20 protein-coding genes and 1 pseudogene are annotated in these 26,803 nt (G+C 71.4%); 11 read left to right on the top strand and 10 right to left on the bottom strand.

Annotation, left to right across the window (positions count from 1 at the left end):
• Positions 1-14: 14 nt before the first annotated feature.
• On the bottom strand, positions 15-1,205 hold the full coding sequence (locus ACZ32T_RS34325; protein ID WP_467273391.1) for a saccharopine dehydrogenase family protein: 1,191 nt from the start codon (positions 1,203-1,205) through the stop codon (positions 15-17).
• 205 nt (positions 1,206-1,410) lie between these two features.
• Here ACZ32T_RS34325 and ACZ32T_RS34320 point away from each other — a divergent pair, with 205 nt between their 5' ends.
• From ACZ32T_RS34320 to ACZ32T_RS34300, 5 genes are read left to right on the top strand one after another with little or no spacing between them, the layout of a single operon-like run.
• A complete protein-coding gene (locus ACZ32T_RS34320) occupies positions 1,411-2,562 on the top strand; it encodes a CaiB/BaiF CoA transferase family protein (protein WP_467273392.1) in 1,152 nt (383 codons plus the stop codon).
• Positions 2,562-3,596, top strand: a complete 1,035-nt coding sequence (locus ACZ32T_RS34315) for an LLM class F420-dependent oxidoreductase (protein WP_467371326.1) — start codon at positions 2,562-2,564, stop codon at positions 3,594-3,596. Before ACZ32T_RS34320 ends, ACZ32T_RS34315 begins: the two co-directional genes overlap by 1 nt.
• Position 3,597: 1 nt before the next feature.
• Positions 3,598-4,740 (top strand): acyl-CoA dehydrogenase family protein, encoded by a 1,143-nt coding sequence (locus ACZ32T_RS34310; RefSeq protein WP_467273394.1) that lies wholly within the window; start codon positions 3,598-3,600, stop codon positions 4,738-4,740.
• Between the two features lie 37 nt (positions 4,741-4,777).
• Complete coding sequence (locus ACZ32T_RS34305; protein WP_467273395.1) at positions 4,778-5,992, top strand: acetyl-CoA C-acetyltransferase; 1,215 nt, start codon at positions 4,778-4,780, stop codon at positions 5,990-5,992.
• A gap of 40 nt (positions 5,993-6,032) precedes the next feature.
• Complete coding sequence (locus ACZ32T_RS34300) at positions 6,033-8,204, top strand: 3-hydroxyacyl-CoA dehydrogenase NAD-binding domain-containing protein (RefSeq protein WP_467371324.1); 2,172 nt, start codon at positions 6,033-6,035, stop codon at positions 8,202-8,204.
• Positions 8,205-8,225: 21 nt separating this feature from the next.
• On the opposite strand, the gene ACZ32T_RS34295 is transcribed toward ACZ32T_RS34300, so the two are convergent.
• Complete coding sequence (locus ACZ32T_RS34295) at positions 8,226-8,966, bottom strand: MerR family transcriptional regulator (RefSeq protein WP_467273397.1); 741 nt, start codon at positions 8,964-8,966, stop codon at positions 8,226-8,228.
• Between the two features lie 243 nt (positions 8,967-9,209).
• On the opposite strand from ACZ32T_RS34295, the gene ACZ32T_RS34290 reads away from it, so the two are divergent.
• Complete coding sequence (locus ACZ32T_RS34290) at positions 9,210-11,045, top strand: AMP-dependent synthetase/ligase (protein WP_467371322.1); 1,836 nt, start codon at positions 9,210-9,212, stop codon at positions 11,043-11,045.
• 40 nt (positions 11,046-11,085) lie between these two features.
• Positions 11,086-11,562: a macro domain-containing protein gene (locus tag ACZ32T_RS34285; protein WP_467371320.1), complete on the top strand. Its 477-nt coding sequence runs from the start codon at positions 11,086-11,088 to the stop codon at positions 11,560-11,562.
• Between the two features lie 19 nt (positions 11,563-11,581).
• Here ACZ32T_RS34285 and ACZ32T_RS34280 read toward each other — a convergent pair whose 3' ends face one another.
• Positions 11,582-12,745, bottom strand: coding sequence for an acyl-CoA dehydrogenase family protein (locus tag ACZ32T_RS34280; RefSeq protein WP_467371318.1), 1,164 nt, complete (start codon positions 12,743-12,745; stop codon positions 11,582-11,584).
• 130 nt (positions 12,746-12,875) lie between these two features.
• Here ACZ32T_RS34280 and ACZ32T_RS34275 point away from each other — a divergent pair, with 130 nt between their 5' ends.
• Positions 12,876-13,508 carry a TetR/AcrR family transcriptional regulator gene (locus ACZ32T_RS34275; RefSeq protein ID WP_467273401.1) on the top strand — a complete coding sequence of 211 codons (633 nt, stop codon included), beginning with the start codon at positions 12,876-12,878 and terminating at the stop codon, positions 13,506-13,508.
• 6 nt (positions 13,509-13,514) lie between these two features.
• On the opposite strand, the gene ACZ32T_RS34270 is transcribed toward ACZ32T_RS34275, so the two are convergent.
• Both ACZ32T_RS34270 and ACZ32T_RS34265 read right to left on the bottom strand, forming a co-directional pair.
• Positions 13,515-14,954 carry an aldehyde dehydrogenase family protein gene (locus ACZ32T_RS34270; RefSeq protein ID WP_467371316.1) on the bottom strand — a complete coding sequence of 480 codons (1,440 nt, stop codon included), beginning with the start codon at positions 14,952-14,954 and terminating at the stop codon, positions 13,515-13,517.
• Entirely contained in the window at positions 14,951-15,829 is an 879-nt protein-coding gene (locus ACZ32T_RS34265) for an oxygenase MpaB family protein (RefSeq protein WP_467273403.1), read from the bottom strand. Before ACZ32T_RS34265 ends, ACZ32T_RS34270 begins: the two co-directional genes overlap by 4 nt.
• Positions 15,830-16,011: 182 nt before the next feature.
• Here ACZ32T_RS34265 and ACZ32T_RS34260 point away from each other — a divergent pair, with 182 nt between their 5' ends.
• Complete coding sequence (locus ACZ32T_RS34260) at positions 16,012-16,905, top strand: oxygenase MpaB family protein (RefSeq protein WP_467371314.1); 894 nt, start codon at positions 16,012-16,014, stop codon at positions 16,903-16,905.
• On the opposite strand, the gene ACZ32T_RS34255 is transcribed toward ACZ32T_RS34260, so the two are convergent.
• Complete coding sequence (locus ACZ32T_RS34255; protein ID WP_467371312.1) at positions 16,868-17,917, bottom strand: LacI family DNA-binding transcriptional regulator; 1,050 nt, start codon at positions 17,915-17,917, stop codon at positions 16,868-16,870. The two genes, ACZ32T_RS34260 and ACZ32T_RS34255, sit on opposite strands and share 38 nt — an antisense overlap.
• Before the next feature lie 276 nt (positions 17,918-18,193).
• Here ACZ32T_RS34255 and ACZ32T_RS34250 point away from each other — a divergent pair, with 276 nt between their 5' ends.
• Positions 18,194-19,891 carry a BCCT family transporter gene (locus ACZ32T_RS34250; protein WP_467273431.1) on the top strand — a complete coding sequence of 566 codons (1,698 nt, stop codon included), beginning with the start codon at positions 18,194-18,196 and terminating at the stop codon, positions 19,889-19,891.
• A gap of 12 nt (positions 19,892-19,903) precedes the next feature.
• On the opposite strand, the gene ACZ32T_RS34245 is transcribed toward ACZ32T_RS34250, so the two are convergent.
• On the bottom strand, positions 19,904-20,836 hold the full coding sequence (locus ACZ32T_RS34245; protein WP_467273406.1) for an FAD-dependent oxidoreductase: 933 nt from the start codon (positions 20,834-20,836) through the stop codon (positions 19,904-19,906).
• A gap of 106 nt (positions 20,837-20,942) precedes the next feature.
• On the opposite strand from ACZ32T_RS34245, the gene ACZ32T_RS34240 reads away from it, so the two are divergent.
• The gene (locus ACZ32T_RS34240; RefSeq protein ID WP_467273407.1) at positions 20,943-22,583 is read left to right on the top strand and encodes an ABC-F family ATP-binding cassette domain-containing protein; all 1,641 of its coding nucleotides are present in this window, start codon (positions 20,943-20,945) and stop codon (positions 22,581-22,583) included.
• A gap of 59 nt (positions 22,584-22,642) precedes the next feature.
• On the opposite strand, the gene ACZ32T_RS34235 is transcribed toward ACZ32T_RS34240, so the two are convergent.
• The 3 genes and pseudogenes from ACZ32T_RS34235 to ACZ32T_RS34225 all read right to left on the bottom strand — a co-directional run bounded on the left by ACZ32T_RS34235 (position 22,643) and on the right by ACZ32T_RS34225 (position 26,650).
• Positions 22,643-23,287, bottom strand: coding sequence for a pectate lyase (locus tag ACZ32T_RS34235; RefSeq protein WP_467273432.1), 645 nt, complete (start codon positions 23,285-23,287; stop codon positions 22,643-22,645).
• A 129-nt stretch (positions 23,288-23,416) separates the two neighbouring features.
• A pseudogene (locus ACZ32T_RS34230) lies at positions 23,417-23,959 on the bottom strand (RICIN domain-containing protein); the annotation flags it as partial.
• Between the two features lie 249 nt (positions 23,960-24,208).
• Positions 24,209-26,650 carry a Tex family protein gene (locus ACZ32T_RS34225; RefSeq protein ID WP_467273408.1) on the bottom strand — a complete coding sequence of 814 codons (2,442 nt, stop codon included), beginning with the start codon at positions 26,648-26,650 and terminating at the stop codon, positions 24,209-24,211.
• Positions 26,651-26,803 lie beyond the last annotated feature (153 nt).

Below are 26,803 nucleotides of genomic sequence, written 5' to 3'. Positions count from 1 at the left end.
CGCACGTCCGGGGCTCAGCGCACCGCCGCGACCCGGAAGCGCAGCCCGGCGGCCGTCAGCCGCTCCAGCAGTGCGTCGCCCATCGCCACGGCCGTCGTGACCTGACCCGACGTCGCCGGCAGGTCGTCGAGGGCGAGCGCCAGAGCCGCTTCGGCCAGCATCTTCGCCGTCTCGTCGTAGCCCGGGTCGCCGCCCGACACCTCCGTGCAGACCTGTCGGCCGCCGCCCTCCCCGATGAAGCGGACGGTGAACCAGCTCCGCCTCCTGCGCCGTTCGTCAGGTCCGGTGCCCGGAGCGACCCGGGTGGAGAGCCAGTCGCGCGCGGCGGGGATCTGGGCGGCCCCGGCCAGCAGGACCGTCGCCGCCGTGCCGCCGAGCGCCACCGGCAGGTGCTTCACCGAGGCGAAGTGCCGGTAGCGGAAGTCGGGGCCGTAGCGCTCCAGCCCTCGTGCGGACCGCTCCACCACACGAGGGTCCAGGGTCGGCAGCGGCAGCGCCCAGGTGCGGGTCTCCGGGCTGAAGTGCGGTGCTCCCTGCGGGGCGCGGGCCCTGCGGCCGACCAGGCGCGGTTCGTGCAGGCGCCGTTCACGCGCCGCCCGCGCCATCTGAGGGCCGCGGCCCATGGCGGTGAGCGCCGAGGCGAACGTACCGCCGGAGAAGACCGCGTTGGTGCGGACATAGCCGTCGACGGTGAGCGGCACTCCCTCGGGAAGCCGCTGGACCGTGAAGTAGGCACCCAGGTCGTGCGGTACGGAGTCGAAGCCGCAGGCGTGCACCAGGCGTGCCCCCGTCTCGCGGGCACGGGCGTCGTACCCCAGGTACATGCGGTCGACGAACTCCGCCTCCCCGGTGAGGTCGGTGTAGTCGGTCCCGGCCTCCGCGCACGCGGCGACCAGCTTCTCGCCGTACCAGACGTACGGCCCGACCGTGGACGCCACGACGTGCGTGGACCCGGCGAGTTCGCGCAGGGCGTCGGCATCGTCCGCGTCGGCCGTCAGCAGCGGCAGGTCCGCGCATCGAGGGTGACGTCCGGCGAGGCGCTCACGCAGCTGTTCCAGCTTGCCCCGGCTGCGGCCCGCCAGGGCCCAGCGGCAGCCGGCCGGCGCGTGTGCCGCGAGATATTCGGCCGTGAGCGCCCCGACGAAGCCGGTGGCTCCGAAAAGGACGACGTCATAGGGGCGTTCCGCCCCGTTCTGCCTGTTCATGAGTGCCTCCGTCTGCGCCGGCGCCGATGTGGCAGCCAGAGGGTAGCCGAGGCGATTGTCGTGCCGCGCGGCCGGGCGGGCTTCGATGCGAGAGGATCCGAAGGCAAAGACTAAGCGCTTGCTCGGCCAAAAGGGTTGTGCGGAGTACGGTCGGTTCTTAGCATCATCGATGTTACATCAGTTGTGTCACACCGCTGGGGGCTTGATGGCAACGACAGGACACAGGCCTCAGGGCCCGCTGACCGGCGTGCGCGTCGTCGAACTGGCGGGCATCGGCCCCGGCCCGTTCGCCGCGATGCTCCTCGCCGACCTCGGTGCCGACGTGGTGCGCGTCGACCGGCCCGGAGGTTCGGTCATCGGCATCGAGCCCGCCTTCGACCTCACCAACCGCAACAAGCGGTCGGTCCTCGTCGATCTGAAGGCGGAGGGCGGAGCCCGGCAGGTCCTCGACCTCGTCGAGCGCGCCGACGTCCTGATCGAGGGCTACCGGCCGGGCGTCGCCGAACGCCTCGGCGTCGGCCCGGACGCCTGCCTGGAACGCAATCCGCTGCTCGTCTACGGACGGATGACCGGCTGGGGCCAGGACGGACCGCTGGCCGGGCGGGCCGGACACGACATCGGCTACATCGCCCTCACCGGCACCCTGTCCATGATCGGCAGATCCGGCGAACCGCCCGCGGTCCCCGCCAACCTGGTCGGCGACTACGCGGGCGGCTCGCTCTACCTCGTCGTCGGCGTGCTCGCCGCCCTCCAGCACGCCCGTACACCCGGCGGGACCGGACAGGTCGTCGACGCGGCCATCGTCGACGGCGCGGCCCATCTCGCCACGATGATCCACGGCATGCTCGCGGCCGGCAGCTGGCAGGACCGGCGCGGCTCCAACCTCCTGGACGGCGGCTGCCCCTTCTACGGCTCCTACGAGACCTCCGACGGCGGCTACATGGCCGTCGGGGCCCTGGAACCACGCTTCTACGAGGAGTTCGCCGGGCTCCTCGGACTCGGGGAGGAAGCCCCCGACCGCAACGACCCCGGCCGCTGGGAGGAACTGCGCGCCCTGGTCACCGACCGGTTCAGCACCCGTACGCGCGCCGAGTGGACCGAGGTCTTCGAGGGGACGGACGCCTGTGTGGCCCCCGTCCTCTCGCTCCGTGAGGCACCCCGCCACCCCCACCTCGCCGCCCGCTCCACCTACGTGGAGCACAGCGGACTCACCCAGCCCGCCCCCGCGCCCCGCTTCTCCGCGACTCCCGTCTCCGTCCGCAGCGCACCCGCGCTGCCCGGAGCGGACACCGAGGCCGTCGCCGCGGACTGGGACCTGCCGGGCCTGCTGACCACCGGGAAGGAAAAGACCGGCTGATGGAACTCTCCCTGCAACTGAACTACGCGGGCGACCCGCGCGCCGCCTGCGACGAGGTCGCGGAACTCGAGTCCGCCGGCCTCGACGCCGTCTGGGTCGCCGAGGCGTACGGCTTCGACTCGCCCACCCTCATGGGATACCTGGCCGCCCGCACCGAACGCCTGAAGATCGGCGCGGCGATCCTCAACGTCTACTCCCGCACCCCCGCCCTCATCGCCCAGACCGGCGCCGGGCTCGACGCCGTGTCCGGCGGCCGCGCCCTGCTCGGCCTCGGCGCCTCGGGCCCGCAGGTCGTGGAGGGCTGGCACGGCAAGCCGTACGACCGGCCGCTCGGCCGGACCCGCGAGACCGTCGAGCTCTGCCGCCGGATCTGGCGCCGTGAGGTCATCGACCACCACGGCATCACCGACATGCCCCTGCCGAAGGAGAAGGGCGGCAAGCTCGGCAAGCCGCTGAAGATCCTCACCCGGCCGGTGCGCGACACCATTCCCCTCTACGTCGCCTCGCTGGGCCCGGCCAACGTCCGGCTGACCGCCGAGGTCGCCGACGGCTGGCTGCCCAGCCTCTACATCCCGGAGAAGGCCCAGCAGGTCTGGGGTACGGCACTCGCCGAAGGCAAGGCGAAGCGTGACCCCTCGCTCGGCCCCCTGCAGACCGTCGCGGGCGGCCTGCTGGCCATCGGTGACGACGCCGCCGCCGTCCGGGACCTCGCCCGGCCGCAGATCGCGCTGTACGTGGGCGGCATGGGCGCGCCCGGCAAGAACTTCTACAACGACCTCGCCGTGGCCTACGGCTACGGGAAGGAGGCCGCCACCATCCAGGAGCTCTACCTCTCCGGGAGGAAGAAGGAGGCCGAGGCGGCCGTCCCGGATGAGTTCTGCGAGCTCATGACGCTCTGCGGCCCCGAGGGGTACGTACGCGACCGCGTCGAGGCCTTCCGCGAGGCCGGCGTCACCATGCTCGACGTCACCCCTGTCGGCCCCGAGCCGGCGCGGCTGATCTCCACCGTCAAGAACTGGCTCCAGGGGGCTTGAAGTGCAGCGGCAGATCTTCACCGAAGAGCACGACGCGTTCCGCGAGACCGTCCGCACCTTCCTCGCCAAGGAGGTACTCCCGCACTACGAGCAGTGGGAGAAGGACGGCATCGTCTCCCGCGAGGCCTGGCTCGCCGCCGGCCGCCAGGGGCTGCTCGGCCTCGCCGTCCCCGAGGAGTACGGGGGCGGCGGCAACGCCGACTTCCGCTACAGCGCCGTACTGGCCGAGGAGTTCACCCGGGCCGGGGTGTCCGGGCTGGCGCTCGGCCTGCACAACGACATCATCGGCCCTTACCTCACCGGCCTCGCCACCGAGGAGCAGAAGCGGCGCTGGCTGCCGGGCTTCTGCAGCGGCGAGAACATCACCGCCATCGCCATGACGGAACCCGGCGCGGGCTCCGACCTCCAGGGCATCCGCACGAGCGCCGAGGACAAGGGCGACCACTGGCTCCTCAACGGCTCGAAGACCTTCATCTCCAACGGCATCCTCGCCGACCTGGTGATCGTCGTCGCCAAGACCTCCCCCGAGGGCGGTGCGAAGGGGCTCTCGCTGCTCGTCGTCGAGCGCGGCGCCGAGGGCTTCGAGCGGGGACGCAACCTCGACAAGATCGGACAGAAGTCGCAGGACACCGCCGAACTGTTCTTCGACGACGTACGCGTCCCCAAGGAGAACCTCCTCGGCGAGCTCGACGGCGCGTTCATCCACCTCATGACCAACCTGGCCCAGGAACGGATGGGCATAGCGGTCGCCGGGATCGCCGCCGCCGAACACCTCCTGGAGATCACCACTCAGTACGTCAAGGAGCGCGAGGCCTTCGGACGCCCGCTCTCCAAGCTCCAGCACATCCGCTTCGAGATCGCCGAGATGGCCACCGAGTGCGCCGTCACCCGGGCCTTCCTCGACCGGTGCATCGTCGACCACTCCGAGGGGACGCTCGACGCCGTCCACGCCTCGATGGCCAAGTGGTGGGCCACCGAACTGCAGAAGCGCGTCGCCGACCGCTGCCTCCAACTCCACGGCGGCTACGGCTACATGACGGAGTACCGGGTCGCCAAGGCATTCACCGACGGCCGCATCCAGACCATCTACGGCGGGACGACCGAGATCATGAAGGAGATCATCGGCCGCTCGCTGCTCTCCTGACCGCCCCGCCCCGCACCGAACCCGAAAGGCAGCTGCCTTGAGTACCGAAGCATTCGTCTACGACGCCATCCGCACCCCGCGCGGCCGCGGCAAGGCCAACGGCGCCCTGCACGGCACCAAGCCGATCGACCTCGTCGTCGGCCTCATCCACGAGATCCGCGACCGCTTCCCCGGCCTCGACCCGGCGGCCATCGACGACATCGTCCTCGGCGTCGTCAGCCCGCTCGGTGACCAGGGCTCCGACATCGCGCGGATCGCCGCGATCGCGGCGGGACTCCCGGACTCCGTCGCGGGCGTACAGGAGAACCGCTTCTGTGCCTCCGGTCTGGAGGCCGTCAACCTCGCCGCGGCCAAGGTGCGTTCCGGCTGGGAGGACCTCGTCCTGGCCGGTGGCGTCGAATCGATGTCCCGGGTGCCCATGGGTTCCGACGGCGGCGCCTGGGCCATGGACCCGATGACCAGCTTCGAGACCGGCTTCGCCCCGCAGGGCATCGGAGCCGACCTCATCGCCACCATCGAGGGCTTCTCGCGGCGCGACGTCGACGAGTACGCCGCCCTGTCGCAGGAGCGCGCCGCGATCGCCTGGAAGGAGGAGCGCTTCGCCCGCTCCGTCGTCCCGGTCAGGGACCGCAACGGTCTGCTCGTCCTCGACCACGACGAGCACATGCGCCCCGGCACGACCGCCGACTCCCTCGCCTCGCTCAAGCCGTCCTTCGCGACGATCGGCGAGATGGGCGGCTTCGACGCGGTGGCCCTCCAGAAGTACCACTGGGTCGAGAAGATCGACCACGTCCACCACGCGGGCAACTCCTCCGGGATCGTGGACGGCGCGGCCCTCGTCGCGATCGGCTCGAAGGAGACCGGCGAGCGCTACGGCCTCACCCCCCGCGCGCGGATCGTCTCCGCCGCCGTGTCCGGCTCCGAGCCGACCATCATGCTCACCGGGCCTGCCCCCGCCACCCGCAAGGCACTGGCCAAGGCCGGGCTCACCATCGACGACATCGACCTCGTCGAGATCAACGAGGCCTTCGCCGGAGTCGTCCTGCGCTTCGCCAAGGACATGGGCCTGAGCCTCGACAAGGTCAACGTCAACGGCGGCGCCATCGCGCTCGGCCACCCGCTCGGCGCGACCGGCGCGATGATCCTCGGCACCCTCGTCGACGAACTGGAGCGGCAGGACAAGCGCTACGGCCTCGCCACCCTCTGTGTCGGCGGCGGCATGGGCGTCGCCACCGTCATCGAGCGTCTCTGACCGTCCCCCCGGCCATCCCTGCCTACGGAGAAGACAAGCAATGACCGAGAGCACGACCATCCGCTGGGAACAGGACGAGACCGGCGTCGTCACCCTCGTACTCGACGACCCCAACCAGTCCGCCAACACCATGAACCAGGGCTTCAAGGAGTCCATCGCGGCCGTCGCCGAGCGCGCCGAGGCCGAGAAGGACTCCATCCGGGGCATCATCTACACCTCCGCCAAGAAGACCTTCTTCGCGGGCGGCGACCTCAAGGACATGATCAGGATCGGTCCCGAGAACGCCCAGGCGGCGTTCGACGCCGGAACCGCCATCAAGAACTCCCTGCGCCGCATCGAGACCCTCGGCAAGCCGGTCGTCGCCGCCGTCAACGGCGCCGCGCTCGGCGGCGGCTACGAGATCGCGCTCGCCGCCCACCACCGCATCGCCCTGGACGCCCCCGGCTCCCGTATCGGCCTGCCCGAGGTCACCCTCGGCCTGCTGCCGGCCGGCGGTGGTGTGACCCGCACCGTACGGCTGATGGGCGTCACCGACGCGCTGCTGAAGGTCCTCCTCCAGGGCACCCAGTACACCCCGCAGCGGGCCCTGGAGAACGGCCTCGTGCACGAGGTCGCCGCCACCCGTGAGGAGATGCTCGACAAGGCCCGCGCCTTCATCGACGCCCACCCCGAGTCGCAGCAGCCCTGGGACGTCAAGGGCTACCGGATCCCCGGCGGCACCCCGTCCCACCCGAAGTTCGCGGCCAACCTGCCGGCCTTCCCCGCCAACCTGAAGAAGCAGTTGGCGGGCGCGCCCATGCCCGCACCCCGCAACATCATGGCCGCGGCCGTCGAAGGATCGCAGGTCGACTTCGAGACGGCACAGACCATCGAGGCCCGCTACTTCACCGAGCTGGTCACCGGCCAGGTCGCCAAGAACATGATCCAGGCCTTCTTCTTCGACCTCCAGGCCGTCAACTCCGGCGCCAGCCGCCCGGCGGGCGTAGCGGAGCGTCAGGTCCGCAAGGTCGCCGTCCTCGGCGCCGGGATGATGGGCGCGGGCATCGCCTACTCCTGCGCCCGCGCCGGCATCGAGGTCGTCCTCAAGGACGTGTCCACGGAGGCGGCCGCCAAGGGCAAGGCATACAGCGAGAAACTCCTCGCCAAGGCGCTGTCCCGGGGCCGTACGACCGAGGCGAAGCGGGACGAGCTGCTGGCCCGCATCACCCCGACCGGGGACCCGGCCGACCTCGCGGGCTGCGACGCCGTGATCGAGGCGGTCTTCGAGGACACCACGCTCAAGCACAAGGTGTTCCAGGAGATCCAGGACATCGTCGACCCCGACGCGCTGCTCTGCTCCAACACCTCGACGCTGCCCATCACCGCGCTCGCCGAAGGGGTCACCCGCCCGGCGGACTTCATCGGGCTGCACTTCTTCTCGCCCGTCGACAAGATGCCGCTCGTCGAGATCATCAAGGGCGAGAAGACCGGCGACGAGGCCCTGGCACGCGCCTTCGACCTGGTGCGCCGGATCAAGAAGACCCCGATCGTCGTCAACGACTCGCGCGGCTTCTTCACCTCACGCGTCATCGGCCACTTCATCAACGAGGGCGTCGCCATGGTCGGCGAGGGCGCCGAGCCGGCGTCGGTCGAGCAGGCCGCGGCGCAGGCCGGCTACCCGGCCAAGGTGCTCTCCCTCATGGACGAGCTGACGCTCACCCTGCCCCGCAAGATCCGCGTCGAGACCCGGCGTGCCGTCGAGGAGGCGGGCGGCACCTGGGCCACGCACCCCGCGGACGAGGTGGTCGACCGGATGGTCGACGAGTTCGGACGGCCGGGACGCAGCGGGGGAGCCGGGTTCTACGAGTACGGCGAGGACGGCAGGCGCGGAGCGCTCTGGCCGGGGCTGCGCGAGCACTTCACGAAGCCCGGCACCGACATCCCCTTCGAGGACATGAAGGAGCGGATGCTCTTCTCCGAGGCGCTGGACAGTGTCCGCTGTCTGGAGGAGAACGTCCTGATGACCGTCGCCGACGCCAACATCGGCTCCATCATGGGCATCGGCTTCCCGGCGTGGACCGGTGGCGTGCTCCAGTACATCAACGGCTACGAGGGCGGCCTGCCCGGCTTCGTGGCGCGCGCCCGGCAGCTGGCCGAACGGTACGGAGACCGTTTCCTGCCGTCCGCGTACCTCGTGGAGAAGGCCGAGAAGGGCGAGACCTTCCACGACTGACGGCCGCCCCACGGGCCGCGTTCACCTCTCCTCGCTCGCGGTGAACGCGGCCCGCAGCTCCTCCTTCAGCGACCGCTGGAAGGCCGTCAGCAGGGCTTGGAGCACCATCGGCTGCATATGGGCCGAGAGCGACTTCATCGCCTTCACGTGTTCCGGGTCCGACTCCCGCTCCCGGTAGGGATTCCACACCTCGTCCCGGAACAGCCGCGTCAGTTCGTGTGCGGCCGACCGGGTGTGCTCCAGCAGGACCGTGCGCGCCGCCAGGATCGTCTCGTGGGCGATCGGCACGTCAAGGAGCTCCACCCCGAGCCGCAGCAGGCCCGGGTCCACCTGGAAGGGCGCCTCGGGCTTCCCGGGGCGCTCCAGAACGCCCATGGCACCCAGCCGGTCCACGTCCTGCTCGCTGAGGGGCCGGCCCGCCCGGCGCTCCAGCTCCGCGCGCTCCATGTCCTCGGCCGCGTCCGGCGCCCAGGACGCCACCAGGGCGCGGTGGATGGCCAGGTCCTGCGCGCTCAGGTCCGGCGGCAGCTGCTGGAGGTAGCGCTCGATGGCGGCCAGCGTCATGCCCTGGTGCTGGAGCTCCTCGATGAGGGCCAGCCGGGACAGGTGGTCGTGCCCGTAGTGCCCGACGCGCCGGGGCCCGATCACCGGCGGGGGCAGCAGACCCCTGGTGCTGTAGAAGCGCACGGTGCGCACGGTGACTCCCGCGCGCGCCGCCAGTTCGTCGACGGTCAGCGTCGGCTCGTCGGTCCCGGGTGCCATGGCTGCTCCTTGTCGCGGGCAGGCCCGTCCTGCCGGGCCTGGGTCGATCAGTGGAACAGTATTGCTGTATCACTACTGTTGTGAAAGTGCCGCACGGCAGGGATCGCACCGGCGGCGTTGTACCAATCAGGTGCAACAGTGTTGCTGTCTCACCAGTGGTGTGAAAGTCTCCGGCACCATCGAAGCGCCTCATTCCTCCGGTGCGGGCCCGTGCGGCCCGGCCGACGGCAACAGGAGACGGCCGTGACCACGATCCTGCGAGTCCCCACCGAGACCGACCGGCTCACCCTGCCGGCCCTGCTGGCACGCAACGCCGAGGACCACGGTGACCTGCCCGCCCTCTCCTGGCGGAGCCCGGACAGCGGCGACGGATGGACCACCCTCACCTGGCGGGAGGTGCGCCACGAGACCGCGGTGCTCGCCGCCGGGTACGCCGCCCAGGGCGTCGCGCGCGGCCGGCAGGTCCTCATGATGATGGGCAACCGCCCCGAACACTGGCTCAGCGACCTGGCCCTCACGCACCTCGGCGCGGTGCCGGTCACCGTGTACGGCACCGCCGCCCCCGAGCAGATCGCGCACATCGCCCGGCACAGCGGTGCCCGGCTGGCGGTCGTCGAAGGGGCGCGGGAACGCGCCCGCTGGCAGCCCCTCCTCGCGGACGCCACCGTCCCCCTGGAGGCGCTGCTCGTCGTGGAGCCGGAGGACGCCGACGACCGGACGTACGCCTCCCTGTACGCGACCGGGCAACAGGTCTACGACGAGGAGCGGTTCGAGGCGGCCTGGCAGGCCTCCCGGGCCGACGACCCCCTCACGGTCGTCTACACCTCGGGCACCACCGGCGACCCGAAGGCGGTGCCCCTCACCCACCGCAGCGTGGTCGTCAACGCGCTGGCCCTGGACCGGGTGGTGGAGCTTCCGGACCATGTCGCGCACATCTGCTACCTTCCGTTCGCCCACATCGCCGAGCGGATGCTGGGCATCTACCTGCCGGTCTTCCGCGCCTCGCACGTCCATCTCTGCGCCGACACCGCGGCCGTCGCGGCCACCGCGCGCGACCTGCACCCCGCCCAGTTCTTCGGCGTTCCCCGGGTGTGGGAGAAGCTCGCCGCGTCCGTGAAGGCCGCGCTCGCCACCCTGTCCGAGGAGCAGCGGGCCGCCATCGAGGCGGCCGGGGACACCGCCCGCGAGCACGTGGCCTTCCGTGAGCGGGGCGAACAGCCGCCCGCGGAGCTGGAGAGCGCCTACCGCCGCGTCAAGGCGACGGTCCTCGACCCGGTGCTCTCCCTCGCCGGCTTCGAGCGGCTGGTGTGGACGGCCAGCGCCTCCGCGCCCATGCCGCTGGACGTGGTGCGTTTCTGGGCAGGCTTCGGCATCGTCGTCATGGACGCCTGGGGGCTCACCGAGACGGTCGGCGTGTTCACCACCAACAGCCCCTCCGGGTTCCGCCTCGGCTCGGTCGGCAGGCCGCTGGACGGGCTGGAACTGAGGATCGCCGAGGACGGCGAGATCCTGGTCCGGGGCGAGACGGTGTTCGCGGGGTACCTGCGCGCCGACGGGACCGTGGACCGGGCGCTCGACGCCGACGGGTGGTTCCCGACCGGGGACATCGGGCGGATCGACGACGACGGCTACCTGTGGCTCACCGACCGAAAGAAGGAAATGATCATCACCTCGACCGGGAAGAACGTCTCCCCGGCCCTGGTGGAGAACGCCCTCAAGGAACACCCGCTGATCGGCCAGGCGTTCGTCCACGGCGACGGACACTCCTACCTGGTGGCACTCCTCGTCCTGGACGCGGAGACGGCACCCGCCTGGGCGGCGGCCCGGGGAATCGAGGCCGGTGAGGACATGGCGGCGCTCGCCGCCCACCCCGCCGTACGCGCGGAGGTGGACCGCGCCGTCCAGGCAGCCAACGCCCGGCTGAACCGCACCGAGCAGGTCAAACGCCACCGGCTGCTGGCCAGGGAGTGGGGTCCCCACACCGGCGAGCTGACCCCCTCGCTGAAGCTGCGCCGCCGCGTCGTACGCGAGCAGTACGCAAAGGTGCTGGACGCACTCCACGAGGAGAGCGGCACCTGATCCGGGGCCGGCTGTCGGTGGGGGAACGTACGGTGAGGACATGTCGGGGATCACCTACGTACAGGGCGACGCCACCAGCCCCCGGGGCAAGGGCGTCAAGCTGATCGTGCACTGCTGCAACGACCTGGGCGGCTGGGGAAAGGGCTTCGTCCTGGCCCTCTCCCGCCGCTGGCCCGAGCCGGAGGCCGCCTACCGCCGCTGGCACCGCGAGCGCGCGGCCAACGACTTCGGCCTGGGTGCCGTGCAGTTCGTGCAGGCCGGCCCGTACACCTGGGTGGCGAATCTGGTCGGGCAGCGGGGGATACGCACCGGCAGCAAAGGCGTGCCGGTGCGTTACGAGGCGATCGACGCCGGCTTGGACAAGGTGGCCGCCAGGGCGGCCGAGCTGGGCGCGTCGGTCCACATGCCGAGGATCGGCTGCGGGCTGGCGGGCGGCACCTGGTCCCGCGTCGAGCCGCTCCTCACCGACCGGCTGGTGAGCCGCGGTATCGAGGTGACGGTGTACGACTTCGGCTGAGTGCCGCCCGCGTGGTGCCCTACAGGCCGTAGCTCCTGCCGATGATGTCGCGCTGGATCTCGCTCGTGCCGCCGTAGACGGTCGACACGACCGCCGCCCGCAGATGCCGCTCCATGTCGTACTCCGTCGCGTAGCCGTAGCCGCCCATCATCTGCATGCCCTCCAGAGCCGCGTGCCGCGCCGTCTCGGTGGCCTTGAGCTTCGCCATCGAGGCCTCGCGGGGGAAGAGCCGCTCCGGCTCGGCGTCGCAGGCAGCCGCCACGTGGAAGACCAATAGCCGGGCGCACTCGATCTCCGTCGCCAGGTCGGCCAGCCGGTGCCGCAGCGCCTGGAAGGAGCCGACCGGGCGGCCGAACTGCTCGCGTCCCCGCACATACGCGACGGTGTCCTCCAGGATCCGCTCCGCCAGACCCAGCATGTTCGCCGCCAGGAAGAGCCGCTCCGCGTCGAGACCGGCCATCAGCTGGGTCCAGGCGCGGTCGGCCGTGCCCACCACCGCGTCGGCCGGCAGCGAGACATCGGTGAGGAAGACGTCGTTGACCTCGCGGCCCCCCATCGTCTCGATGGGCCGGATCTCGATCCCGGGCGTCCCGGCAGGGACATGGAACATGGTCAGCCCCTCGTGCTTCGCTCCGCTCGCGTCCGTGCGGGCGACCAGCAGGATGTGCTCGGCCAGATGCGCGTTGGAGATCCAGGTCTTGTGACCGTTGACCAGCCAGCGCCCGTCCGGCGACCGTTCGGCCCGGCACCGCAGCGCCGCCACGTCGGAACCGGCCTCCGGCTCCGACATCGCGATGGACAGCACCTGGCCGTCCACCGCACCACCGATCGCCGCCTTGCACTGGGCCTCGCTGCCGAAACGCTCGTACGCCTTCGCCGTGATCACCGAGGTGATGAACCCGCCCGCCGGTACCAGGCCACGCGCCGTCTCCCGGAGGAAGAGGCAGGCATCCGTCATCCCGCCGCCCGAGCCGCCGTAGGCCTCGGGCAGGCACACGCCGAGCCAGCCCAGCTCCGCCAGCCGGGCGTACAGGGACGGCGCGTGCGGGCCGCCGGTCTCCGCCGCCAGCGCGTCGCGCTGCTCGCGCGTGCCGCACTCGCGCCGGGCGAAGTCGCGCAGGGCGCCGACGAAGGCCCGCTGCTCGGCGGAGACCGAGCGGGGGAGAGCGTGGTCGGTGGACATGGAAGCCTCCAGGGGGAGTCACAGGGGGAGTTGCGGGGGCAAGCGCGGAGGAGAGTTACAAAGAACCGGATCGGATAGCTTTGTCGCGTTGTCGATATGGTTGAGTGGTCACGACGGACGGAGAGGGCTCATGGCGGCACCGGGTACCGACGACGCACTGCTGGCCGGGGCGCTCGGCGGGACACCACCGTCCGACGCGCTGAGCGAGCAGATCCTGGACGCCGCACGCGAGCAGTTCATGACCTTCGGACTGCGCCGATCGACCGTCGACGACGTCGCCAAGCGGGCCAAGGTCTCGCGGGTCACCGTGTACCGCCGGATCGGCAACAAGGACAGCCTGGTCTCGGCCTGCCTGCTGCGGGAGTACCGCAGATTCGTCGTGGACGTGGACAAGGCGGTGGCCGCGCTGCCCACCATGGAGGAGCGGCTCGTCGCCGGCTTCGTCGCCGTCCTCAAGCACATCCGTGAACATCCCCTGGTGGGCGGGTTGCTGCGGCTGGAGCCGGAGATCATGCTCCCCTTCCTCACGCTGGAGAGCGGCCCCGCCCTCCGCGCGATGCGCGGATATCTGGCCGACCGGCTCCGCCACGCCCAGCGTGCCGAAGGGCGGCCGGAGACGGACACGACACCGGTCGCCGAACTGATGGTGCGGATCACGGTCTCCTTCCTCCTCAACCCGGTGAGCTGCTTCGAGCTGGACGACGACGAGCAGGTGCGCACGTTCGCGCGGCGCTATCTGGTGCCGCTGCTCGGCGCCGGCTGACCACCCTCAGAACCGGGCGTGCAGTTTCCTTCCCAGCTCGACAGCCCGGGCGACCTTCTCCCGGGGCGTCGCGAACGACGTGAGGTCCACCGCCGGTGCGAACCGGCGTACGGTGACCGAGTGAGGCGCCGCGAAGGACCGCAGCCCCTCCTCACCGTGGATCCGTCCGTAGCCCGACTCGCCCGCGCCGCCGAACGGCAGAGAGGGGACCGCGGCGAAGCCCAGCACCGAGTTCACCGACACGGCGCCGGAGCCGAGGCGTCCGGCCAGCGCGATCCCGGCCGCCCGGGAGCGGGTGAAGACGGCCGCGCCCAGGGAGTACGCCGACGCGTTGGCCCGCTCCACGGCCTCGTCCATGTCGCGCACCGGGTTCACCACCACGACCGGGCCGAAGGTCTCCCGCGTCACGGCCGGTGAGTCCTCCGGCACCCTCGAAAGGACCACCGGCCCGAGCGCGCCGCCCCCCAGGGCGTCGGGCCCACCCAGTTCGGCGGTGCCGCCGTCCACCAGGGCCTGCTTCACATGGTGCTCCACCACCCCCAGCTGGGACGGCAGGGTGAGCGGGCCGTAGGCGACTCCCGGCACCAGCGCCCGCGCACGGCTCACGACGCGCGCGCACAGGGCCTCGTGCACCGAGGCCACCGCGTACACCCGCTCCACACCGGCGCAGGTCTGGCCCGCGTTGCTCATCGCGCCCCAGACGATCGCGTCGGCAGCCGCGTCCAGATCGGCGTCCGCCGCGACCAGCACCGCGTCCTTGCCCCCGCACTCGGCGAGCAGCGGTGTGAGCGTGGCCGCGCACGCGGCGGCGACCTTGCGGGCGGTGCCGGGCGAGCCGGTGAAGGCGACCTTGTCCACGCCGGACGGCCCTTCCGCGCCGGCCAGGGCGGCCCCGGTGGAGCCAGGTCCGGTGACCGCCCGCAACAGCCCCGCGTGGTCAGGGACGGCCTCCCCGAAGCTCCGGGCCAGCAGTACCCCCACCCCGGGCGTGAGTTCGGACGGTTTGAACACCACGGCGTTGCCCGCCGCGAGGGCGTAGCCGATCGAGCCCATCGGTGTGTAGAGCGGGTAGTTCCACGGCCCGATCACGCCGATCACCCCGAGTGGGCGGTAGGCCAGCAGCGCCCGCTGATGGACCGACAGCAGGCCGGACGAGACCCGCCGGCTGCCCAGCACCCGGCGGGCGTTGCGGGCCGCCCAGTCCAGATGGACCACCGTCAGCAGCACCTCGGAGCGGGCGTCCAGCACCGGTTTGCCGGTCTCCGTCGAGATCAACTCGGCGAACTCTTCGGCGCGGCGCGCCAGTTCGCGCTTCCAGCGCAGGAGCGACGCGCGCCGCTCACGCGCCCCGAGCGCCGCCCAGGCGCGGCCGGCACTCCTGGCCTGCGCCACCGCGGCGCGGATCTCCTCGATGCCGTGCACCGCGGGGTCTGTTCCGGTCGTCATGACTTCTCCGTCGGCAGTGGTTCCAGCGGGCGGCTCTGCGCCCAGTGCGGTCCGAGGTCGTCGAGCTGGTACCCGAAGGGGTAGCTGCGCGGCCGGGGGCGGGAAGGCAGCCACCGGGGCCGCGCGGGCAGCAGCCGTACGCCGTGCGAGCGGGCGTGCACCAGGCGGTCCGCCGCCGACCGCACCCACCGCGGCTGCTCCGGGAAGCCCAGGGCCCGCAGCAGCGGCTCGTCCAGCAGGGCCAGCGAGAACCTGGCCACCCACGGGCGCAGCGGGGCCGGGTACCAGGCGGCCATGACCCGGAAGGTGGCGTTGGCGACGCGCCGGTTCGCCGGGTCGTACGCGAACATGCGGGTCTCGTAGGAGTCGAGCAGCTCCTCGAACCCCTCATAGGTGGCGGGTGCGCCCTCGATGCCCATCATGGCCGCCATCCGCCGCCCCACCTCGGCCAGTGCCGCCGCCTCCTGCGCGCACAGGGGCCGCCACCCGAACCGGTCGATCCAGCGTTTGGGTCCGACGACCGTGGTGGCCAGCACATAGAGATAGTCCTCGTTCGGGATGCGGTACTTGCCGTGGATCCGGTTGAGGTGGCGGGCCGCGGCCCTGGCGCGCTCCGAATCGAAGCCCTCGGCCGCCATCTCGTATCCGAACAGCACGGTGTCGTCGTAGCGCTTCTGGCCGTTGCGCTCGAACTCCTGGGTGCGGTCGAGCAGCACGGAGATCCTCGGAACCCCGTAGTCGCGCAGGAAGGCGACGCTGATGCCCTGCCGGTAGTCCCAGGGGAACTCGTACTGGGACATCAGCCGGAGTATCTCGGCGCAGTCGCTGACGGGATCCATCCGGCGTATCTCGCGTAATCGGCTGTAGCGGCCCACGGTGTGCGTCCTCCTCCGCTCAACACATCTGCTGCGTAAGGCATTCGGCCGAACCTCTCGCCATGGAGAGTCAAAGTTACAAATACTATTGACTTGTTTCACGCGGCGCGTCAACACTGCGGCGCGGCCGCATACTGGAACACGAACGGCCCGAGCACCCTCCGACCCCTGGGAGCATCAGGATGACCAGCGCGGGAGAGCCCGCACCGCCCCCGCCCGGCGGCGTCCTGTGGAGCCTCGCCGGAGACATCCGGGGGCTGCTGATGCTGCCCGCCGCCCTGACGCTCCAGGTCGCCCACCCGGCCGTCGGCGCCGGCGTCGACGACCACTCGGTCTTCCGTACGGACCCCTGGGGCCGCGGCGAGCGGTCGCTGAGCTCGCTCCTGCTCTGGGTGTACGGGGGAGAGGCCGCCGCCGAGGAGGGGCGCCGGCTCAGGAGGCTCCACCGCACGATCCAGGGGACCGACACCCGCGGCCGCCGCTACCACGCGCTGACCCCCGCCACCTACGCGTGGGTGCACGCCACGGGCTTCCCCGTCTACCAGCACGCGTCGCACTATCTGGTCCGCCCGCTCACCGACGCGCAGGAGCGCGCCCTGTACAGGGAGTGGCTCCAGGTCGGCCGGATCCTCGGCATCCACGACCGGGACATGCCGCAGACGATCGAGGAGTTCTGGCCGTACTACCGCACGATGCTGGCTGACGAGGTGGAGGCCACCGTCGTCGTACGGGAACTGGTCGCCAGGGACGCTCCCGTACCACCGCCCGACCGTGGGCCCCTCGCCCTGCGACTCGTCCTGAAGGTGCTGTGGCCGGTGCTCCTCCCGCCGCTGGCGCGGTTCCGCAGCTTCCTCACCGTCGGGCTGATGCCGCCGGACGCCCGCGAGGCCATCGGGCTCGACTGGACCCCGGACCAGGAGCGCCGCCTGCGGCGCTTCGGCGCCGTGGTGCGGCGGATCGTGCCCCTGCTCCCGGAGCGCCTGCGCTACCTGCCGCTCGCCAGGTCGGCACGGGCCGGGTGGCGGGCCTCGGGAGGACTCAGGCCGAGGCCCGGCGGACCAGCTCGGTCGGGGTGACCACGGACTCGGGCCATGTCCCGGTGTCGCTGTTCAGCCGTTCCATCAGCAGCCGCACCATCAACCGCCCCATGCCCTCCACGTCCTGACGGACCGTCGTCAGCGGGGGCACGGTGGCCTCCGCCACCGAGGACATGTCGTCGAAGCCGACCACCGCCACGTCCTCGGGTACCCTGACGCCCCGCTCGCGCAGCACCCGCAGGGCGCCCGACGCCATCAGGTCGTTGGACACGAAGACGGCGTCGATATCCGGCCGGGCGTCCAGCAGGCCCGCCATGGCGCGGGCTCCGCCCTCCGCGGTGAAGTCGCCGTCCGCGACGAGTTCCGCTCCCGCGTCCGGGAGCACGTCGTGGTACCCGTCGATCCGGTCGAGTGCCGACGTCTGGTCGCGGGGCCCGGCGATGTGCGCGATGCGTTGCCGGCCGAGCGAGACCAGATGGCGCACGGCCTCGCGGGCGCCGCCCCGGTTGTCGCAGTCGACGTAGGGCACATGCGTCGTGCCCTCGGCCGCCGCAGGGTGCTCAGGGCGGCCCCCGTAGACCGTCGGGACCCGGAACCGCCGGATGATCGCGGGCAGTTCGTCGTCGGTGTGCAGTGAGAAGGCCAGGACGCCGTCCACATGCCCGCCGGCCAGATAGCGGGTGACCCGGTCGAAGTCGCCGCTGCCCTCCACCAGGAGCAGAACGAGTTGTGCGTCGTGGGCGTTGAGCTCGCGGCTGATCCCGCGGATCTGGCGGGAGAAGAAGGGGTCGGAGAAGATGCGGAACTCGGGCTCGTCGATGATCACGGCGACAGCGCCGTTGCGCCGGGTGACCAGCGTCCGCGCCGCGTGGTTCGGGATGTAGCCGAGCTCGTCGACCGCCTTGCGCACCTGGTCCACGAGGGGCTGGCGTACGCCCGCGCCGCCGTTGACGACACGGGACGCCGTGGCCCTGGACACTCCGGCGCGGGCCGCCACGGCCTCCAGGGTGGGCCGGGCGTCACGGTGCTGATCGGGGGTCGGGTCGGGCAAGGGGCGCTCCTCGTACACGCGAGTCCGGGGCTGGGAACGGCCGGAACCGGCGGGTTCGGGCACGGACGCCGTCAGCCTATCGGCCCGGCGGGAGCCGGCCGACGCCGGAGACGCGGACCCGTTCACTCCGTAAACGGTCGTGCGTGTACCGCTCGGCGGTCCCGGAAGATGCGCGGCGAGTGTGGTACTGCCTACGGAGAGCGAAATATTCGCATTGCGTGAAAGGTGCCATTTGTGTCACACGAAGAGCAGAGAACGAGTGGGCGAGGGGAGTATCTGCCGGTGACGGCCGATCTGCCCACCGATCCGCACCACGGCCGGCGTCCCGTGACCGACCGGGTGGTGTTCGGCGTCTCCGCGGTGCTCACCATCGCCTTCGTGATCTGGGGTGCCACGGCCACCGACTCACTGACAGACGCCTCCAGCACGCTGCTCAACGGACTCATCCACAACGGCGGCTGGGCCTTCATGCTGGCGGCCTCCGGCTTCGTGGTCTTCGCCCTCTGGCTCGCGATCAGCCGATACGGGAAGATCGCGCTCGGTCAGGAGGGGGAGAAGCCCGAATTCAAGACGGTCTCCTGGGTCGCGATGATGTTCAGCGCCGGCATGGGCATCGGCCTGATGTTCTACGGCGTGAGCGAACCGCTGGCCCATTTCGTCAATCCGCCCCCGGGCACCCACCCCGCCGACGCGGCCGAGGCCATGCAGACGGCGATGGCGACCACCCTCTTCCACTGGACGCTCCACCCCTGGGCGATCTACGCGGTCGTCGGGCTCGCCATCGCCTACAGCGCCTACCGGCGGCACCGGCGCCAGACCATCAGCGCGGTGTTCATCCCGCTCATCGGGGAGCGGCACTCCCACGGGGTCGTCGGCCGCATCATCGACATCCTCGCCATCTTCGCCACGCTCTTCGGCTCCGCGGCCTCACTGGGTCTCGGGGCTCTGCAGATCGGCAGCGGCTTCCAGGAGCTCGACTGGATGGAGAAGACCGGGACCGGCCTGCTGGTCGCGATCATCGCCGTCCTGACGGCCGCCTTCGTCGCATCGGCGGTCTCCGGTGTGGAGAAGGGCATCCAGTGGCTCTCCAACATCAACATGGTGCTCGCGCTGATCCTGGTGATCTTCGTGTTCGTCGTCGGCCCCACCATCATCATCCTGGACCTGCTGCCCACCTCGGTCGCGGCGTACTTCGGTGACCTCGCCCAGCTCGCCGGCCGGACCGAGGCGACAGGTGAGGGCGAGGTCGCCGACTGGCTCGCCAGCTGGACCGTCTTCTACTGGGCGTGGTGGATCTCCTGGACGCCCTTCGTCGGCATGTTCATCGCAAGGATCAGCCGCGGCCGCACGATCCGGCAGTTCGTCGGCGGCGTGATCCTGGTGCCCAGCACGGTCAGCCTCGTCTGGTTCGCCGTCTTCGGCGGCTCGGCGATCGAGCTGCAGAGGGACGGAAAGCTCGGGGACGTCGGTGACACCCCGGAGGCCCAGCTCTTCGGGGTCCTCCACGAATACCCGATCGCCACCGTGATGAGCATCCTCGTCATGATCCTCGTCGGCATCTTCTTCGTCTCCGGCGCCGACGCCGCCTCCATCGTGATGGGGACGCTCTCCCAGAAAGGCGTCCTCGAACCGGCGAAGTGGGTCGTGATCTTCTGGGGTGTCGTCACCGGGGCCGTCGCGGCGATCATGCTGCTCATCGGCGACGGGCAGGGGGACGCCCTGGCGGGCCTCCAGAACCTGACCATCCTGGTGGCAGCCCCCTTCACCATCGTCATGATCGGGATGTGCGTCGCGCTCATGAGGGACCTGCGCCAGGACCCGATGATCGTCCGCAGGGAGTTCGGCGTGGAGGCCGTCGAGTCCGCCGTCATCGAGGGACACGCCAAGTACGACGGGGACTTCGAGATCCGGATCGGGCCGGGCACCGCGGAGATCACCACCGACGAACGCCACAAGCACGACCCGCCGGCCTGAAGGGACCGCGGCTCAGCACACCAGCTGGGCCGCCGTCCGCGCACAGCCCCGGGCCACCGTCACCCCGGCACCTCCGTGGCCGTAGTTGTGCACCAGCAGCCCGCCGCCGGGCAGTTCCTCCGCCTCGACGCGCACCCCCGCGTCGCGGGCCGGCCGCAGCCCGACCCGGTGGCCGATGACCCGGGCCCCCGCGATCTCCGGCCGTATCCGGGCGCACCGCGCCACGATCTCCGCGGCCGTACGGGGGTCGGGAGCGGTGCGAGCGTCGTCCGTCTCCGCCGTGCCGCCCAGCACCAGCCCACCCGGCTGCGGGAAGAGATACGTCGTCGCGCTCGACGCCGGATCCGCCTCGGTGAACCACTCCTCGACGCCGGGGTTCTCCACGACCACCAACTGTCCGCGCACAGGCCGCACCCCGGCGTCGGGAACGAGTTCTCGGGCGCCGAGCCCCGTGCAGTTGACGACTACCCGCGCCTCGGCCGCCGCCTCCGCGAAGCCACGTACCGTACGCCGCTCGACCACGCCTCCCGCGGCGGACAGCCGGTCTTCCAGCCAGCGCAGATGGGCCGGCATGTCGATCAGCGGAAGCGTGACCCGCAGCCCCTCCGCCACCTCGGACGCGCCCTCCAGGGCCCGGGCCCACGGCCCGAGCGCGGCCAGGCGCTCGCCCCCGTGCACCCCGGGGACCATGCGGACGCCCGTCTCGGCGGGGGCGGCGGCCAGTTCCTCGTACACCCGCAACGTCTCGAGCGACCAGCCCCCCACCAGCGCCTCCGGCTCGATCCGGTACGGCCACCACAGCGCACCGGCCACCGCGGAGGTCGTGGCCGCCGCCGGGTCCCTGGACCAGACGCGCACCCGCAGGCCGCGCTCCGCCAGCAGCAGCGCCGTGGTCAGCCCGCTGACCCCGCCGCCCACCACGATCACGTCCGCCACCGTGCTCACCCCTGTCTCCATGCCGTCCCGCGCGCGCCGGGGACGGGAGGGCCATGCTCGCACCCCCGTCCGGCGGGAGGACCGGCCCCCGCTGTTGGTTAGGATCAGCACCCTGATGACTGCCACCCTCGTCGCCAAGGAACTCGCCGCCGGGCACGGCGACCGCACACTCTTCGCGGGACTCGACCTCGTGGTCGCGCCCGGCGACGTGATCGGTCTCGTCGGAGCCAACGGCGCCGGCAAATCCTCGCTGCTCCGCCTGCTCGCGGGGCTCGACCGGCCGGAGGAGGGCGAGCTGAGGCTCTCCCCGCCCACCGCCACCGTCGGGCACCTCCCGCAGGAGCCCGAGCGCCGCGCGGGTGAGTCCGTACGGGAGTTCCTCGCCCGCCGCACCGGGGTCGCCGACGCCCAGGCCGCCATGGACGCCGCCACCCAGGCTCTGGTCGACGGAGCTCCCGGCGCGGACGACGCGTACTCCGAGACCCTGGAGCGCTGGCTCTCACTCGGGGGCGCCGACCTGGACGAACGTGCGGAGGAGGTCGCCGCCGACCTCGGTCTGACCATCGGTCTCGACCTCCCGATGACGGCCCTCTCCGGTGGCCAGGCGGCCCGCGCCGGCCTGGCCTCGCTGCTGCTGTCGCGCTACGACGTCTTCCTGCTCGACGAGCCCACCAACGACCTGGACCTCGACGGCCTGGAGCGCCTGGAGCGTTTCGTGTCAGGACTGCGCGCGGGCACCGTCGTGGTCAGCCACGACCGCGAGTTCCTGATGCGTACGGTCACCAAGGTCCTGGAACTCGACCTGGCCCAGCAGGAGATCAACCTCTACGGAGGCGGTTACGCCTCCTACCTGGAGGAGCGCGAACGCGCCCGCACCCACGCCCGCGAGGAGTTCGAGGAGTACGCCGACAAGCGCTCGGCGCTCGAGGGCCGCGCCCAGATGCAGCGGGGCTGGATGGACAAGGGCGTCAGGAACGCCCGCCGCAAGGCCACCGACAACGACAAGATCGGCCGCAAGTTCCGCAGTGAGGCGAGCGAGAAGCAGGCCGCCAAGGCCAAGCAGACGCAGCGCATGATCGAGCGCCTCGACGTCGTCGAGGAACCCCGCAAGGAGTGGGAGCTGCGGATGGAGATCGCCTCCGCGCCGCGCTCCGGTGCGGTCGTGGCCACGCTCCGCGACGCCGCCGTCGTCCGCGGGGACTTCTCCTTCGGGCCGGCCACCCTGCAGATCGACTGGGCCGACCGGGTCGCCATCACCGGGGCGAACGGGGCGGGCAAGTCCACCCTGCTCGCCGCCCTCCTCGGGCGGCTCCCCCTCGACGCGGGCCATGCCTCGCTCGGCTCGGGCGTCGTGGTGGGCGAGGTCGACCAGGCCCGCGAGCTGTTCCACGGCACGGAGAGCCTGCTGGACGCCTTCTGCGCGGCCGTCCCCGACACCGAGCCCGCCGAGGTGCGCACCCTGCTCGCCAAGTTCGGCCTGCGCGCCGGTCATGTGCTGCGGCCCGCCACGACGCTGTCCCCGGGCGAGCGCACCCGTGCGGGGCTGGCGCTCCTGCAGGGCAGGGGCGTCAACCTGCTCGTGCTGGACGAGCCGACGAACCACCTGGACCTGCCGGCGATCGAACAGCTGGAGTCGGCGCTGGAGGCGTACACCGGGACGCTGCTGCTGGTGACGCACGACCGGCGGATGCTCGATGCCGTCCGCACGACCCGCCGTGTCGAGGTGTCCGACGGCAAGGTCACCGAGTCCGGCTGACGCGAAGACCCCGCCCGTCCCGTCGCACGGGAGGGCGGGGCCGGTACGCCTGAGCTGACTCAGTCGACGTAACTGATGTCGGACGAGGAGTAGAGGCAGTTGGTCCCGTCCGCGCCCGAGCCGGTCTCGCTGGGCTCGCCGCTCGTCGTTCCCCTGTACTTGGTGCAGATCTTCATGTCGCGGTCGCCGTCCTCGTAGATCGTGACATCCGAGATCCGGGCCGTGTCGCCGTAGTTCGTGTTGATGCCGACCAGGCTGGTGCCGGGGGCAGTCGCCCAGATGTTCTGGAGCTGGATGTGCCGGGCGTTCTGGGTCGAGCAGTTGCCGCAGGAACGGACCAGCTTGCCGAAGTCGTCGACCTGGAAGTTCTTCACGACCAGTGTGCCGACGCCGTTGTGCTGGAACACCTTGTCCTCGGCCAGCCGCGCGCCGCCTCCGTCGATCGTGCGGACCGTCGAGGAGGAGCCGCCGCGGAAGGTCGCGGCGTCCTCGCCCACGTCCTCCCACCAGACGTTCTTGATCGTGCAGGTGCCCGCGCAGTGCACTCCGTCGGCGGCCGGGGCACCCAGGATGACGTTCTGCAGGGTGGCACCGTCCGCCAGCTTGATCATCGGCGGCTGGTCCTCGTCCTGCCCGCCACTGCCCAGGTCACCGCTGCCGTACAGGCGCTTCATGCCCCCGTCGTACGTGCCCGAGACCTCGATCGTCGACGAGACGGCCTGGCTGCCGTTGGCGGCCGGCCACGACGGCCGGTCGGTGGGCGGGTCGGTCGGCGGGTCCGTCGGGTCGGTGGGCGGGTCCGTGGGCGGGTCCGTCGGAACGGTGCCCGATGCGGTGAAGGTCCAGCTCTTGCTCGTCACCGAGTCGCATGAGTTCTGCTGGACCAGTGCGCCGGACGCCGTCGAGCTGTCCTTCACGTTCAGGCATTTGCCGCCGTTGCTGTTGACGACCCGGTAGGTGCTGCCGCTGACCGCGGTCAGGGTCCAGACCTGGGTGGCCGCACCGCTGCAGTTCTGCTGCTCCACGGCCTTGCCCGCACTCGTGGAGGCGCCCCGTACGCCGGCGCACTTGGCGCTGTTCGCGGCGGCCAGGGTGTAGCCGCTGCCCGAGGCGGTGAGCTTCCAGGTCTGTGCGGCGGAGCCGCTGCACGCGCTCTGCGCGAGCTGCGTCCCCGCGGAGGTGCTGGAGCCCGGAACCCCCAGACACAGACCGCTGGCGGCGTTCGCCAGGCTGTACGAGCCCGCAGCGGGAGCTGCCGAGGCGGAGCCGGTCGCGAAGAGTGCGGTGAGCCCTGCGGCGAGCAGGGAAACGATGGCGACGAGGGTGGCGGCCGCGCGGCCGCCCCGTCTCCTGACCAGCTGGTTCTCTGTATTCACTAGGCATCCCTTTCACCGCCTGCGGTATTCTCCGCAGGCACCTGACGGTGGGTGGTGCGGTGGTCGGCGCAGTGGTGAAACCGTCTCCGCTCCCGATGCAGCAATCTGCATGATGAACCGAGTTCGCGTACATGAATTGCCGTGACCGTACGTCACTCACCCGTAGCGGTCAATACAGCGGGACGGACGATCAGTAACGGCGACGGGCGGACAGGAGAATCTCCTGTCCGCCCGTCGCCGTGGTCCCGCTCAGCGCTTGCGGCCGCCCGAGTCGGAGCCGCCCAGTCCGGCCCGCCGCAGCGCGTCGGCCATCGCGCTGTTGGCCGGCGCGGCCGCCGGACGCGGGGCGCCGCCTCCCTGGCCGCCACCTCCGCGCCGGTCGCGGCCCTGGCCGCCCCCCTGGCGGGCCCCTTGGCCACCACCCTGCGCCTGCCGCTGGCGCGGAGGCCGTTCCCCGCCGCCGCCCTGGCCGCCCTTCTCGCGCCGGGGCCCCTGTCCGCCGCTGCGCTCCGCCCCGGCCTCGTCGTCGAGCCGCAGGGTCAGGGAGACGCGCTTGCGCGGGATGTCGACGTCCATGACCTTCACCTTGACGATGTCACCCGGCTTCACGACGTCCCTGGGGTCCTTGACGAACGTCCGCGACATCGCAGACACATGGACCAGACCGTCCTGGTGGACACCGACGTCCACGAACGCGCCGAACGCCGCCACGTTCGTGACGACACCCTCCAGCACCATCCCGGGAGCCAGGTCCCCGAGCTTCTCGACACCTTCTTTGAAGGTGGCCGTCCGGAAGGCGGGCCGCGGGTCCCGGCCCGGCTTCTCCAGCTCCTTCAGGATGTCCGTGACCGTCGGCAGACCGAACTTCTCGTCCACGAAGTCGTCCGGCCGCAACGACCGGAGGACCTCGGTGCTGCCGATCAGCGAGGCCACGTCACCGCCCGTCCGCTTCACCATCGTCCGCACCACGGGGTACGCCTCGGGGTGCACGCTCGACGCGTCCAGCGGGTCGTCCCCGCCCCGGATCCGCAGGAAGCCCGCGCACTGCTCGTACGCCTTCGGGCCCAGCCGTGCCACGTCCTTGAGCGCCCGGCGGGAGCGGAACGGGCCGTTCGTGTCCCGGTGGGCCACGATGTTCTCCGCCAGCCCGGAGCCGATGCCCGACACCCGCGAGAGCAGCGGCGCGGACGCCGTGTTGACGTCGACACCGACGCCGTTCACACAGTCCTCGACCACGGCGTCCAGGGAACGCGACAGCTTCACCTCGGACAGGTCGTGCTGGTACTGGCCGACGCCGATCGACTTCGGGTCGATCTTCACCAGCTCGGCCAGCGGGTCCTGGAGCCGGCGCGCGATCGAGACCGCTCCGCGCAACGACACGTCCATGTCGGGGAGTTCCTGCGAGGCGAAGGCCGACGCCGAGTACACGGAGGCGCCCGCCTCGGAGACCATCACCTTCGTGAGCTTCAGCTCCGGGTGCCTGTCGCAGAGCTCACCCGCGAGCTTGTCGGTCTCGCGGGACGCGGTGCCGTTCCCGATCGCGATCAGGTCGACCTGGTGCTCCCTGGCCAGCCGCTCCAGTGTGGCGAGCGACTGGTCCCACTTGTTCGCAGGCACGTGCGGGTGGATGACATCCGTCGCCACGACCTTGCCGGTCGCGTCCACGACGGCGACCTTCACACCCGTACGGAATCCGGGGTCGAGCCCCAGCGTCGCCCGGGTGCCGGCCGGGGCGGCGAGCAGCAGATCGCGCAGGTTCGAAGCGAAGACGCGCACGGCCTCGTCCTCCGCGGCGGTGCGCAGCCGCAGCCGCAGGTCGATCCCCAGGTGCACGAGGATCCGGGTCCGCCAGGCCCAGCGGACCGTGTCGCCCAGCCATTTGTCCCCCGGCCTGCCGCGGTCCGCGACCCCGAACCGGCGGGCGATCATGTTCTCGTACGAGGAGGGGCCGGGCTGCTCCGACGGCTCCTCCGGCTCCAGGACCAGGTCGAGGACGTCCTCCTTCTCGCCCCGGAGCATCGCGAGGACGCGGTGCGAGGGAAGCGCCGTGAAGGGCTCGGCGAAGTCGAAGTAGTCGGCGAACTTCGCGCCCGCCTCCTCCTTGCCGTCCCGCACCTTCGCGAGAACCCTGCCGCGCGACCACATGCGCTCGCGCAGTTCGCCGGTCAGATCGGCGTCCTCCGAGAAGCGCTCGGCCAGGACCGACCGGGCGCCCTCCAGCGCCGCGGCCGCATCCGCCACGCCCTTCCCTGGATCGACGAACGCCGCGGCGGCGACGAGCGGATCCACGGAAGGATCGCCGAGCAGCCCGTCGGCCAGAGGCTCCAGGCCGGCCTCGCGCGCGATCTGAGCCTTCGTCCGGCGCTTCGGCTTGAACGGCAGATAGATGTCCTCCAGCCGCGCCTTGGTGTCGGCCGCCCGGATCCGCGCCTCCAGCGTGGCGTCGAGCTTGCCCTGCTCACGGACGGACTCGAGGACCGCCGCACGGCGGTCCTCGAGTTCCCGCAGATACCTCAGCCTCTCCTCGAGCGTGCGCAGTTGCGCATCGTCGAGCATCTCGGTCGCTTCCTTGCGGTAGCGCGCGATGAACGGCACGGTCGACCCGCCGTCGAGCAAGTCGACGGCCGCCTTCACCTGACGCTCACGTACGCCGAGCTCCTCGGCGATCCTGCCTTCGATGGACGTCGTCACGGTTTTCCCGACTCGCCTTCTCGTACTGGCTGTGCTGGCTGTGCCACTGGGGTGCTCCACACCCGGTGGGCCCCTTCGCCTGCATTGTGCCGGGTGGCCGGGGGCCGTGTCGCGTGACCTGCTCGATCACGGCCCCGACGTCCTGCGGGAGGG

The sequence above is a fragment of the Streptomyces sp. NPDC023573 genome (genome assembly GCF_055559735.1).
This window is presented reverse-complemented; position numbering and strand designations above follow the sequence as displayed.